This window comes from Methylobacterium mesophilicum, from assembly GCF_036441335.1.
Taxonomy (GTDB): domain Bacteria; phylum Pseudomonadota; class Alphaproteobacteria; order Rhizobiales; family Beijerinckiaceae; genus Methylobacterium; species Methylobacterium mesophilicum_B.
In genome coordinates, this window is sequence record NZ_MLBW01000027.1 from 75,053 (window position 1) to 87,171 (window position 12,119).

The 12,119-nt window shown below is 72.1% G+C and carries 13 protein-coding genes and 1 pseudogene; 10 read left to right on the forward strand and 4 right to left on the reverse strand.

Annotated elements, in window-relative coordinates; all coding sequences use genetic code 11:
• Positions 1 to 354: 354 nt before the first annotated feature.
• Together MMR14E_RS17840 and MMR14E_RS17845 are read right to left on the reverse strand one after the other, a co-directional pair.
• A complete protein-coding gene (locus tag MMR14E_RS17840) occupies positions 355 to 1,926 on the reverse strand; it encodes an ABC transporter substrate-binding protein (protein ID WP_331316094.1) in 1,572 nt (523 codons plus the stop codon).
• Between the two features lie 73 nt (positions 1,927 to 1,999).
• Positions 2,000 to 2,296, reverse strand: coding sequence for a hypothetical protein (locus tag MMR14E_RS17845; protein WP_331316096.1), 297 nt, complete (start codon positions 2,294 to 2,296; stop codon positions 2,000 to 2,002).
• Positions 2,297 to 2,464: 168 nt separating this feature from the next.
• Here MMR14E_RS17845 and MMR14E_RS17850 point away from each other — a divergent pair, with 168 nt between their 5' ends.
• The 3 genes from MMR14E_RS17850 (at position 2,465) to MMR14E_RS17860 (ending at position 4,111) form a co-directional block, all read left to right on the forward strand.
• A complete protein-coding gene (locus MMR14E_RS17850) occupies positions 2,465 to 3,073 on the forward strand; it encodes a PAS domain-containing protein (protein ID WP_331316098.1) in 609 nt (202 codons plus the stop codon).
• A gap of 236 nt (positions 3,074 to 3,309) precedes the next feature.
• Entirely contained in the window at positions 3,310 to 3,549 is a 240-nt protein-coding gene (locus tag MMR14E_RS17855; protein ID WP_331316100.1) for a hypothetical protein, read from the forward strand.
• Positions 3,550 to 3,796: 247 nt separating this feature from the next.
• Positions 3,797 to 4,111: a hypothetical protein gene (locus tag MMR14E_RS17860; RefSeq protein ID WP_331316101.1), complete on the forward strand. Its 315-nt coding sequence runs from the start codon at positions 3,797 to 3,799 to the stop codon at positions 4,109 to 4,111.
• A gap of 370 nt (positions 4,112 to 4,481) precedes the next feature.
• Here the strand turns inward: MMR14E_RS17860 and MMR14E_RS17870 are convergent, their stop codons facing one another.
• Positions 4,482 to 4,955, reverse strand: a complete 474-nt coding sequence (locus MMR14E_RS17870; RefSeq protein WP_331316102.1) for a CYTH domain-containing protein — start codon at positions 4,953 to 4,955, stop codon at positions 4,482 to 4,484.
• A 245-nt stretch (positions 4,956 to 5,200) separates the two neighbouring features.
• Here MMR14E_RS17870 and MMR14E_RS17875 point away from each other — a divergent pair, with 245 nt between their 5' ends.
• From MMR14E_RS17875 to paoC, 7 genes and pseudogenes are all read left to right on the forward strand, one after another.
• On the forward strand, positions 5,201 to 5,671 hold the full coding sequence (locus tag MMR14E_RS17875; protein WP_331316104.1) for an NUDIX hydrolase: 471 nt from the start codon (positions 5,201 to 5,203) through the stop codon (positions 5,669 to 5,671).
• A gap of 393 nt (positions 5,672 to 6,064) precedes the next feature.
• Positions 6,065 to 6,292 (forward strand): annotated as a pseudogene (locus MMR14E_RS17880) (MHYT domain-containing protein); the annotation flags it as partial.
• Positions 6,293 to 6,402: 110 nt separating this feature from the next.
• A complete protein-coding gene (locus MMR14E_RS17885) occupies positions 6,403 to 7,398 on the forward strand; it encodes a GGDEF domain-containing phosphodiesterase (protein ID WP_331316170.1) in 996 nt (331 codons plus the stop codon).
• 141 nt (positions 7,399 to 7,539) lie between these two features.
• Positions 7,540 to 7,737, forward strand: a complete 198-nt coding sequence (locus tag MMR14E_RS17890; RefSeq protein WP_012321181.1) for a hypothetical protein — start codon at positions 7,540 to 7,542, stop codon at positions 7,735 to 7,737.
• A gap of 260 nt (positions 7,738 to 7,997) precedes the next feature.
• The gene (paoA, locus tag MMR14E_RS17895; RefSeq protein WP_331316105.1) at positions 7,998 to 8,573 is read left to right on the forward strand and encodes an aldehyde dehydrogenase iron-sulfur subunit PaoA; all 576 of its coding nucleotides are present in this window, start codon (positions 7,998 to 8,000) and stop codon (positions 8,571 to 8,573) included.
• Positions 8,570 to 9,520 carry a xanthine dehydrogenase family protein subunit M gene (locus MMR14E_RS17900; RefSeq protein ID WP_331316106.1) on the forward strand — a complete coding sequence of 317 codons (951 nt, stop codon included), beginning with the start codon at positions 8,570 to 8,572 and terminating at the stop codon, positions 9,518 to 9,520. Before paoA ends, MMR14E_RS17900 begins: the two co-directional genes overlap by 4 nt.
• A 3-nt stretch (positions 9,521 to 9,523) precedes the next feature.
• Positions 9,524 to 11,743, forward strand: coding sequence for an aldehyde oxidoreductase molybdenum-binding subunit PaoC (gene paoC, locus MMR14E_RS17905; protein ID WP_331316108.1), 2,220 nt, complete (start codon positions 9,524 to 9,526; stop codon positions 11,741 to 11,743).
• Between the two features lie 32 nt (positions 11,744 to 11,775).
• On the opposite strand, the gene MMR14E_RS17910 is transcribed toward paoC, so the two are convergent.
• Positions 11,776 to 12,006, reverse strand: coding sequence for a DUF6894 family protein (locus MMR14E_RS17910; protein WP_273560702.1), 231 nt, complete (start codon positions 12,004 to 12,006; stop codon positions 11,776 to 11,778).
• Positions 12,007 to 12,119: the final 113 nt, after the last annotated feature.

Here is a 12,119-nt window from a genome sequence, read left to right on the forward strand (position 1 = left end):
CGCGCGGGCGGCGGGCAGGCGCGTCGTCTCGGGCTTCCTCGCGGGCCGGTCATCTCTGGGTTGTGACCTGTGCCGACCCTGCTTAACCCGCGGCCGCCGCAGCTGGGAAGCGCCGCCGGGCTTCAACCGGGCGGATCTGTCGACGTGGGACGGCGTCTTCGTCCGTCAGGATACCGTCGAAGAGATCGTCGGAGAGATCGTCGGAGAGCGCCGGGCCGGATATCGCACCGGGGCGGCGACGCGCGGGGCAGCCCGCCACCTGCGGGCGGGCCGCCGCCGGATGGCTTCGCGGCGCGCGCCGAGACGGGCGAGGGGGCGCTTCTCGTCCGCCCCCACCGCCTTCGGCCGTCGCCCTCAGCCCTTCTTGACGTTCCAGAACACCGGCACGCCGTCGAGGACGCCGGTCAAGGACGGCTTGTACGAGGTCTGGTTGAAGTACTGGCCGAGGGGCAGGTAGGGCAGGTCGACGAAGGCCTGCTGCTGAAGGGCGCCCGCCAGCCGCTTGCGCGCGGCGGTGTCCGGCGCGTCCAGCCACTGGTCCCGCAGCGCCTCGATCTTCTCGCTGGTGGGCCAGCCGATCGCGGCGCTCTGGCCGGTCCCTCGCAGGAAGGCGCTGACCGCGGGATTCGCCTGGTCGAGCCCCGCCCAGAAGGTGCAGAAGGCGCTCCAGCCGCCCTGGGCGACCGGCTCCTTCTTGGCGCGCCGCTGCACCACCGAGCCCCAGTCCATGACCTGGTAGTCGACGTTGAAGCCGGTGCGGGTGAGCATGTCGGCCGCCACGTCGGCGAGCGCCTTCAGGCTCGGGAAGTCCGAGGCGCCCATCAGCACCACCTTCTCGCCCTTGTAGCCGGCCGCCGCCAGCGCCGCCTTGGCGCCCGCGTAGTCGCGCTTGCTCGTCAGGGCGTCGAGGCCGACATCGCTCGCCATGGGCAGGCCCGGGCAGAAGAAGCCGGTCGGCACGTGGATCAGCTTGGGATCGGTGCCGGTCACCGCCTGCATGAAGTCGGTCTGGTCGACGACCTTCAGCAGCACCTGCCGGATCGCCGGATTGTCGAAGGGCGGCTGGAGCTGGTTCATCCGCAGGCAGCCGATCAGGCCGGTCGGATCGGTGATCCGCGTCGTCAGCCCGCCGAGGGTCGGGACGAGATCGGCCGGCGGCTGCTCCCACCAGTCCATCTCGCCCGTCTGCATGGCCGAGGCGGCGGTGGCCTGGTCGGGGATGACGTTCCACTCGACCCGGTCGACGTGGACACGCTTCGGACCCGAGGTCCATTGCGGCGCGCCGCCCTCGCGGGGGACGTAGCCGACAAAGCGCTCGTAGACCACCCGGGCGCCGACCACGCGCTCGTCCGCCTTGAAGCGGAACGGGCCGCTGCCGACCATCTCGGTCACCTGCGTGAACGGGTCGGTCTTGGCGAGGCGCTCCGGCATGATGGCGCAGATCGAGGAGCCGACCTTGCCCAGCGCGTCCGGCAGGAGCGCGAAGGGCTTCTTCAGGCGGAACTGGATCGTCCGGTCGTCCGGGGCGGAGAGCTCGTCCGTGTAGGCCATGAGCGTCTGGCCCATCGCGTCGCGCTTGCCCCAGCGCGCGACGCTGGCCACGCAGTCGCGGGCCAGCACCGGGCTGCCGTCGTGGAAGGTCAGCCCGGACCGCAGGGTGAGGCGCCACAGCGTGCCGTCGCGCTCCACCGTGTGGCCCGCCACCATCTGCGGCTGGGCGGCGTAGGCTGCATCGGTGCCGTAGAGCGTGTCGAAGACGGCGAGCCCGTGGTTCCGGGTGACGTAGGCGGTCGTCCAGATCGGATCGAGCACCGTCAGGTCGGCCTGCGGGATGAACTTGAGCGTCCGGGCGGCGCTGCCCTGTGCCAGGGCGGGGGCCGCGAGGGCGGCACCCGACAGGGCCATGAAGGATCGTCTGTTCAGCATGCCGACTCGCCCGAGCGTTGCAATCCCGCCCAGGTTAGCACGGTGCGGGCCAAGCGCATCACGGGCCCGCCGGTCAGCCTGCCGCCGCCAGATCCTGCACGAGGGCCAGGACGCGGTGGCGAATCTCGGGATCGTCGATGCGCCTGTAGGCGTTCAGCAGGGCGTCCGCCTCGTCGGCCCGGCCGCCCGCGTCGCGCTCAGGGCCCCGCGGGCCGTACAGGGAGGCGGCCGGAACCTGCAGCGCGTCGGCGATCCGCCGCAGCAGCCGCCCGGAAGCCGGCGCGTGCGGCAGGGCGGAGCGCTCGAGCAGGTCGTCCTCGGGCGCCGCATCCCCGGAGGGTCTGCCCTGGACAGGTGATTTCGATCCCATCGGCGGTCAGGCTCCGGCGCGCGGGCGCCTAAGCATTCATAATACAGAAGACCATTGGGAAGCGAGTGGCCAGCACGCAACAGTTGCATTAATGCGTCAAGAAACTCTTGAGGTTGCAGCCACCGCCCCCGTAGATCGACCGGCCCGGAACCGCACACGTATCCCGCCATGCCCAAGACCAACGCGCCCGTCGGTCAGACCTGTCTCGAAGCCTTCCAGATCGCGCTCGATTCCGCCGACATGATCGGGCACTGGTCGTGGGATCCCGCGACGGACCGCGTGCGGGTCGACGCCCTGGTGGCGCTCCTGTTCAAGGTCGACCCGATCGAGGCGGAAGCCGGCATCCCGCTGGCAATCTACGAGGGGGCGATCCACGCCGACGACCGCGCCCGGGTCGTCGGCGTGGATCGCCGCAGCGTCGCGGCGGGGAACTCCTACATCGCCGAGTACCGGGTGATCTCCGTCGACGGCCGGACGCGCTGGATCCTGGCGCGCGGCCGGTTCACCCGCCTTTCGGCCGGCCGGCCGAAAGGCGGGCGCGGGATCCTCGCGGACATCACGGGGCTGAGGGCGCGCGCGGAGACCGGCGGCGCGACCGCGCCTGTCATCGGCGAGACGGCCCTGGACCGGGCGGTCGAGCACGCCCTCGCCGCGCAGGACGCCGTCGCGGCGCTGGGCGATCCGGCCCTGAAGGCCGAGGCGGACGCGCTGCTGCTGGCGCTGGGGCGGCATCTGGCCCGGCGGCAGGTCGCGGAGCGGCGCCGGCTCCTGAACTGAAGCCCGACTGCGAAGGCGCCCCCGGCAAACACTGGACTCGTGCCGTCGATGACCCGCCTTGTCGCGAGCAAAGCGGGGATGAACAAGCTTTCGTCAAGATAACGACTTTATCAGCGGCGATCAGGTGCGGGACCGGATGCCGGCAGCGGCGCCGGAGCCCCGTCCTCACCTGAGCGCGCCGCGCGCGCCGTTGCCGTCCCGACCCCGGCGGGGTCCGGATTTCCGGGATCGTCGTCATGCACTTCACCGTCACCGCACGCCTGTCCGCGCGCCGGTTCGCCTACCAGCACGCCTCGGTCCTGACCGCCCTGGATCAGGGCATGAGCCTGATCGCGGCCGGCATGGCCGAAGTGACGATCACGGACGGCAGCGGCGAGGCCCGGACCCCGGCCGCGCTGTACCAGTCCCTGTTCGGGGCGCCCGGTCCCCTGCGCCGCCGCCCGGCGCCCGCGCCGCGGCAGGCGCAGGCCGCCTGATCCCGGAAGATCTGATCGCGCGCGATGCCCGTCTCGCAGCAGATCACCCCGTACCCGGGCGGAGCTGGAGCGAACACGACTTCCGTTTCACGACCCGAGGCCTGGAAAGGACCGCGGCCGATCTCGACTAAAGAGAAATTTGACCAGTACGACGTCGTCTTTCTGGACAACGGCCGAGATCAGGCTTAACCTCGGCGCGTTCGTTCGGCCGAAGTGCCGGCTCGAATGCTTCCAAGGATCATCTTACATGAAGCGCCGCAGCGCGCGACCGTTCATGGTCGAAGTCAAGCAGACTCGTTCGGCCCGCACATCGCTGACTGCCACCGAGGCGCGACCGCGCCCGGACAAGATCCTGTGGCCGGAACTGGCGCAGGCTGCCCTCGAGCCGCCCGCACCCGCGCCCGCGCCCGTCGACGAGGCGCCCGCCCAGAGCCCACCGGCCGCGCCCGGTCCGGGCCCGTCGCCGCGGTCTTCGGCGGGGCGGTCTTCGGCGGGGCGGCGGACGAACGAGCTGCGGCTCGGCGAGCGCTGGAAACGGCGCCTGCCGCACTTCATGCGCTGATCCGCTCTGACGGCCCGGCCGCGCCCGCCGCGGCCCGCGCCGGCAGGTGAAGAACGGCGTGAAATTCTCGAGCCCGCCGCGCAGCCAAGCCGCGCGGCCCTGCCGGGCGCCCTCGGCGTCCTGGCCGTGGCCCCAGATGTCTCGGCCCGCGGGCTCCACCAGGTCCAGAACCGGCTCGACCCGTCCTAGGCGCAGTTCCCCACGACGACCGCCCCGACCCGGCCGACGAACCGCGGGAGCGGCGCGCCGGCGGTCTCGTCCCGCGTCCAGTTGATGAGGGTCCGGGGCATGCCGTTAGAACGGCGGCCGTCCCCGGATGTTCACGCGCCCGGATGCTCGACCGGACGGATCCGCCGGGCGCGGCGGGGCTCTAGGCCACCCGCCGCTCCGGCATCGGCCCCGCGGCCAGCCGCGAGTTGCGGTAGCGCGCGTCGCCGGTGACCTCGCGCTCGACCCACGGGGGAAGCACCACCGGCTGGTCCTCCCGCTCCAGTTCGATCTCGGCCAGGATCAGCCCCGCGAGGCCCCCGCCGAACACGTCGACGTCCCACACCGCCCCGGCATGCGCGACCCGGTAGCGGGTCTTCTCGAGCCGCCGGCCGGGCGGCACGGTGGCGAGGAGCGCGGCGCCGTCCTCCGGGGGGATGGCGAACTCGATCTCGTCCCGGCTGGTGCCGCGGCGCGGGCTCTTCCAGGTGATGAGCGCCCGCTCGCCGGCCTGGCGGATCCGGATCGTGTTGGCCGCGTCGGTGAAGAGATAGCCCTGGACCAGGGGCGTCCCCGCCCGGCACAGTTCCAGGACTGTCGGGTTCGCGATGAACTTGCGCTCGATCTCGACAGCCATGCGGCGCCTCGTGGACGTTTGACGCCACAGTCTTCGCGGACAAGCCGGCCCGAGACAAGCCGGCTGGCAGGAACGAGCACAGCGTTACAGGCATGGCTCGGTGCCCATGCGCGCGGGCTGCAATGGGAGCGTGTTAAACTTATGTAAAAGCGTGAGGAGTCCTGCGCTTGCAGAAGCATCATCAGAAATCCCGCCCCCCTTCGCCCCCGAGGTCAGCGCTGAAGACGGCATCCAAGCGGCCGAATTTGAAGAAGCTGCTCCGGAAGGCGCAGGTCAAACCGCTCAAGCAGGTCGCGGCCCTGCCGTTTCGCGTCGGCGCGGACGGCCGGATCGAGGTCCTGCTGATCACCTCGCGGGATACGGGGCGCTGGATCATCCCGAAGGGCTGGCCGATGGCCGGCCGCAAGGCCCATCAGGCCGCCGCGCGGGAGGCCTACGAGGAGGCCGGGCTCGAGGGGCAGATCGCCCCGAACCCGGTCGGCCGGTACCACTACCAGAAGCGCTTCGATCACGGCCGCGCCTTCCCCTGCATGGTGCGCGTCTATCCGCTGCGGGTCGAGGCCCAGCACGAGCGCTGGCCGGAACAGGCGCAGCGCACGCTGCAATGGTTCCCGCCCGAGGAGGCGGCGCGCCTCGTCCACGAGGACGAGCTCCAGGAGCTGCTGACGGATTTCGCGGCGCGGCCCGTCGAGGTCCGGGGCGACGGGCGCGGCTGACGCGCGGCCCGTCGCGGCGCCCGAAGATACAACTCCTGATCTTCAGGATCCCCTGCCGGACAGCCGGGCGACGACGCCCCGACGACCGCGCCCTCCCGCGCGCTCCGGATCGCGATCGGCCGTCATGCAACTTCTGATTAGTATCCGCGGGTTAAGGTTCCGGCCGTCGCAGATGGGCGGGGCACCTCGATGTATCGCGCGTTCGCTTGCCTGACCGAGGAACATACCGGCTGGGTGGTCGCCCTGGCCGCCTGCCTGTGCTGGATCTCCTGCGCGGTCGCCCTCAAGCTCGAGCAGCGCGTCCAGGTTCGCGCCGACGGGCACGGGCCGGTCTGGCTCCTGGCCTCGGGCTTCTCGATCGGCGCCGGGATCTGGAGCACCCACTTCATCGGCATGCTGGGCTACGATCCCGGCGTGGTGCTGGGCTACGAGCCGCGCACGACCCTGCTCTCGCTGATCGTCGCGATCGCGGCCGCGACCGCGGCCTTCCTGTTCGCCCGGGCCACGCCGTCGCGCTGGGCCGGGGCGGGGGCGGGCCTCGTGCTCGGGATCGGCATCGCCTGCATGCACTTCCTCGGCATCGCCGGCGTGCGGCTGCCGGGGCACTTCACCTGGGACCCCGCCATGGCCGCCACGGCGATCGCGGCGGGCTGCGGGCTCGCGGCCGCCGGCATGNGCTCGCCGCCGGCGGCGCGGCCGAGGCCGGCGCCCTGGCGGAGCGCCTCATCGCGCTGTTCGAGAGCCCGTTCAGCGTGGGCGGGCACCGCGTCGGCGTCGGCCTCAGCGTCGGCATCGCGCTGGCCCCCGAGCACGGGACGGATGCCGAGCCGCTGTACCGCCGCGCCGACCTCGCCCTCTACCGGGCCAAGGCCGAGGGCCGCGGCACGTACCGGACCTTCACCCCCGCCATGGACGAGGAGGCCGAGGAGCGGCGGGTGCTCGAGCGCGACCTGCGCCAGGCCCTCGACGACCACACCCTGAGCCTGCACTACCAGCCGCAGGTCGACGGCTACACGGGGGCGCTCGTCGGGTTCGAGGCGCTGCTGCGCTGGACCCACCCGGTGCGCGGCAGCGTCTCGCCGAACCTGTTCGTGCCGCTCGCCGAGGAGACCGGCCTGATCGTGGCGCTCGGCGACTGGGTGCTGCGCGAGGCCTGCCGCGAGGCCGCCCAGTGGGCGCAGCCCCTCAAGGTCGCCGTCAACCTCTCGCCCCGCCAGTTCCAGAAGCCCGACCTGCCCGAGACCGTCCTGGCGATCCTGGCGGAGACCGGCCTGTCGCCGGACCGCCTGGAGCTGGAGGTCACCGAGAGCATCATCATCAACGACATGGCCCGGGCCGTGGGCATCCTCCGCCGCCTGAAGAGCTACGGCATCCGGATCAGCATGGACGATTTCGGGACCGGCTACGCGTCGCTCGCGACCCTCCAGGCCTTCCCGTTCGACAAGCTGAAGATCGACCGCTCCTTCGTGGCGCAGCTCGGGACCGGGCCCCAGGCCGCCGTGATCGTGCGGGCCGTGCTCAGCCTCGGCCGCAGTCTCGGGATGGGCGTCGTCGCGGAGGGCGTCGAGACCCACGCGCAGATGAAGTTCCTGACCGAGGAGGCCTGCGGCGAGATGCAGGGCTACCTGTTCGGCAGACCGCGCCCGATCACCGACTATGCCGACGCGGTCGGCGGTCCCGCCGGGGCCGCCGCTCCGGCCGAGCCGGTCTTCGCCGCGGCCGGCTGAGCGGGCTCGCCCCCCGCCGCGGCCGGGAACCCGCCGGATCCCTCCGACGTTGGCCCCGCAGATTGGATCACTTCTAAGGTCCAAGCTCTCGTCCCTCGCCGGGGCGGCCCCCGGGGCCGCCGGCCTCACAGGAGCCCGACCATGAACGCCAAGTGCGAGACCTGCCGGTTCTTCGACGAGCACAAGGGCAACGGCGCCGTCGCGCAGAACGATGCCGGCCTGTGCCGCTTCAACCCGCCTGTCAGCCAGCCCGCGCCTGAGTCGAAGGGCCTCTGGCCGGTGGTCGCCGCCCAGGACTGGTGCGGCCACTACACCGCCGAGATGACCGCGGCCGAGTAGGCGCGTCCGCGGCGCGAGGATCGGGGCCGGCCTTCGGGTCGGCCCTTTCGTTTGGGCGCGCCCCGGCGCGGACCGCCCCATTATTCGTGCCCCGGCCGCGCGGCCCCCCTGACGAGCGCGGGGGCGGGCTCTACCTTGGAGCCAATCCAGGGTGTCGGTGTTTCCGGGATGTCCCGCCGGGGGCCCGCCTGCGACGGGGCCGCCGGCCCCGGAGACCGCGATCCCGTCCGCGCCTTTGATCTGAATCGGAGAGAGACTTGATGGTGAGCGCTGAAGCCGTGCCCCAGGACCGGGGCGCCAGACCTGCGCGGACCGACGCACCGGTCCTCGCCACGGTCACGTTCACGGTGAACGGCGAGCGGCGCACGCTCGAACTCGACACCCGCACCAGCCTGCTCGACGCCGCGCGCGAGCACCTGCACCTCACCGGGTCCAAGAAGGGCTGCGATCACGGCCAGTGCGGCGCCTGCACGATGATCGTCGACGGGCGGCGCATCAACGCCTGCCTGACGCTGGCGATCATGCACCAGGGCGCCGAGATCGTGACCGTCGAGGGCCTCGGGCAACCCGACAGCCTGCACCCGATGCAGGCGGCCTTCGTCAAGCACGACGGCTACCAGTGCGGCTACTGCACGCCGGGCCAGATCTGCTCGGGCGTGGCCGTCCTGGAGGAGATCAGGGCCGGCATCCCGAGCCACGTCACGGCGGATCTCGGCGCCGCCCCGCAGGTGACCGAGACGGAGATCCGCGAGCGCATGAGCGGCAACCTCTGCCGCTGCGGCGCCTATTCCAACATCGTCGAGGCGATCACCGAAGTCGCCGGGAGCCGCGCATGAAATCCTTCACGTACGAGCGCCCGGGCACGCCCGCCGAGGCCGCCGCCGCCGTCGCCGCCACGCCCGACGCCAAGTTCATCGCCGGCGGCACCAACCTGCTCGACCTGATGAAGCTGCAGATCGAGACCCCGCGCCACCTCGTCGACGTGAACGGCCTCGGCCTCGACGCGGTCGAGCCGACCGAGGCGGGCGGCCTGCGCATCGGCGCCCTGGTGCGCAACACCGACCTCGCGGCTCATCCGCGGGTGCGGGCCGATTACGGGGTCCTCGCCCGCGCGCTGCTCGCCGGCGCCTCGGGACAGCTGCGGAACAAGGCGACCACCGCCGGCAACCTGCTGCAGCGGACCCGCTGCCCGTACTTCTACGACACCGCGCAAGGCTGCAACAAGCGCGAGCCGGGCTCCGGCTGTTCGGCGCTCGACGGCGTGAGCCGCCAGCTGGCGGTGATCGGCGGCAGCGAGGCCTGCATCGCCACGCATCCGGGCGACATGGCGGTGGCCATGCGCGTCCTCGACGCCACCGTGGAGACGATCGACGCCCAGGGCGCCGCGCGGAAGATCCCGATCGCCGAGTTCCACCGCCTGCCGGGCGACGACCCGTCGCGCGACACGAATCTCGAGCCCGGCGAGCTCATCACCGCGGTGACGCTGCCGAAGCCGGTGGCCGGCACGCACATCTACCGCAAGGTCCGCGACCGCGCCTCCTACGCCTACGCGCTGGTCTCGGTGGCGGCGATCCTGGGCAAGGACGGCACGGGCCACGTCGCTTTCGGGGGCGTCGCCCACAAGCCCTGGCGGGTCGAGGCGGCCGAGGCCGACCTGCCGAAGGGCGCCCGGGCCGTGACCGACCGGGTCTTCGCCGACGCCGAGCCCACCCACGAGAACGCCTACAAGCTGAAGCTCGCCGAGCGGACCCTCGGCGCCGCGCTCAACCAAGCGAGGGCCTGAGCCATGAAGTTCGACACCGCCGCCGGCCCGAACCCGATCGACCGCCTCAAGGTCGTGGGCCTGCCCACCGACCGCATCGACGGCAAGTACAAGACCACCGGTACCGCGCCCTACGCGTACGAGCGCCACGACGCGGCCCCCGACGCCGCCTACGGCTACGTGCTGGGCTCCGCCATCGCCAAGGGCCGGGTGCGCAGCATCGACACGGCCTCGGCCCGGCAGGCGCCCGGCGTCATCGGGGTCGTCACCACCCTCGACACGCCGCGGATCGAGCGCGGCGTCATGAACGTCGCCTACCTGTTCGGCGGCGACGTGATCCAGCACTACCATCAGGCGATCGCCGTCGTGGTGGCCGAGACCTTCGAGCAGGCCCGGGCGGCCGCCTTCCTGGTGACGGTCGCGTACGCCCCCGAGGCCGGTGCGTTCGACCTCGCCACCGCGGCGAAGACCGCCGCGCCGGTCCCGGCCGACAGCGGCGAGGGCAGCGGCGGCAACGGCGAGGAGCGGACCGGCGACTTCGAGGGCGCCTTCGCGCAGGCGCCCGTGACGCTCGACGCGAGCTACACGACGTCCGACGAGAGCCACGCCATGATGGAGCCGCACGCCACGACGGCGGCCTGGGACGGCGACCGGGTCACGCTCTGGACCGCCAACCAGATGATCGGCTGGGGCCACGGCAGCCTCGCCAAGATGCTGGGCCTGCCGAAGGACAAGGTCCGGCTCGACGCGCCCTATGTCGGCGGCGGCTTCGGCGGCAAGCTGTTCGTGCGCGCCGACGCGGTGCTGGCGGCGCTCGCCGCGAAGGCCACCGGGCGGCCCGTGAAGGTGGCGCTGACGCGCCCGCTCATCGCCAACAACACCACGCACCGCCCGGCCACGATCCAGCGGGTCCGGATCGGCGCCCAGCGGGACGGCACCATCACGGCGATCGCGCACGAGAGCGTCTCGGGCAACCTGCCCGAGGGCGATCCCGAGACGGCCGTGAACCAGACCAAGTACCTCTACGCGGGGGCGAACCGCCTGACCGCCATGAAGCTCGCCCGGCTCGACCTGCCCGAGGGCAACGCCATGCGCGCCCCCGGCGAGGCCCCCGGCCTCGCGGTGCTGGAGGTCGCCATGGACGAGATGGCCGAGAAGCTCGACCTCGATCCGGTGGAGTTCCGCATCCGCAACGACACGCAGGTCGTCCCGACCCAGCCGGACCTGCGCTACTCCCACCGCGACCTCGTCGGCTGCCTCAAGCTCGGCGCCGAGCGGTTCGGATGGGCCAGGCGCAACCCGAAGCCCGGGCAGGTCCGGGAGGGGCAGTGGCTCATCGGGCATGGCATGGCGGCGGCCTTCCGCGACAACATGGTGCTGAAGTCGGGCGCCCGGGTTCGGCTCTCCGCCGACGGCACGGTCACGGTCGAGACCGACATGACCGATATCGGCACCGGCAGCTACACGATCATCGCCCAGACCGCCGCCGAGATGATGGGCGTGCCCCTCGACAAGGTGGCGGTGAGGCTCGGCGACTCGGATTTCCCGGTCTCCTCGGGCTCGGGCGGCCAGTTCGGCGCCAACTCCTCGACCGCGGGCGTCTACGCCGCCTGCGTGAAGCTGCGCGAGGCCGTCGCGCAGAAGCTCGGCTTCAACGCCACCGACGCGGTGTTCGAGGAGGGCGAGGTCCGCGCCGGCAACCGCGCCATCGCGCTCGCCCGGGCCGCCGCGGACGGGGAGCTCGTGGCCGAGGACGCGATCGAGTTCGGTGAGTTCTCGAAGACCCAGCAGGTCTCGACCTTCGGCGCCCACTTCGTCGAGGTCGCGGTGGATGCCTATACCGCGGAGGTGCGGGTCCGGCGGATGCTGGCGGTCTGCGCGGCGGGCCGCATCCTCAACCCGAAATCGGCCCGCAGCCAGGTCATCGGCGGGATGGTCATGGGCACGGGCGCGGCCCTGATGGAGGAACTGGCGGTCGACGCGAAGCGCGGCTTCTTCGCCAACCACGATCTGGCCGGCTACGAGGTGCCGGTCCACGCCGACATCCCGCACCAGGAGGTGATCTTCCTCGACGAGACCGATCCGATGTCCTCGCCCATGAAGGCCAAGGGCGTGGGCGAGCTCGGCATCTCGGGGATCGCCGCCGCGGTGGCGAACGCGATCTACAACGCCACCGGCATCCGCGTGCGCGACTACCCGATCACCCTCGACAAGCTCCTCGACCGCATGCCGGACGCGGCCTGACCGGGGTGCGGGGACGTCCTGCCGGGCGTCCCCTACGGGTCCACGATGTGGAAGCTGGCCCGGGCCCGCATCACCAGGCGACCGTCCTCGTCGTAGGCCCGGGCGGTGAAGTCGTTCACCCCGGTCGCCTCGCCCTCGTCGTGCAGGAGCGCCGTCAGGGTCCGGCGCAGCAGGTCCCGCAGGGCCGCCCGGTCCGCCAGCACGGTGCCCTCGTCGTCCCGGACGTCGACGTGGTCGGCGGTGTCGATGAAGTAGCGCGGCATGGGGATCTCCGGGATCGGGATGATCGGGGCGGGGGCGCCCGCAAGCCTCGTCGGCGGCCGATCAGGGATACAGATCGGGTCGGCCGCCGCACTCATCTGAGTTTGAAATGCCG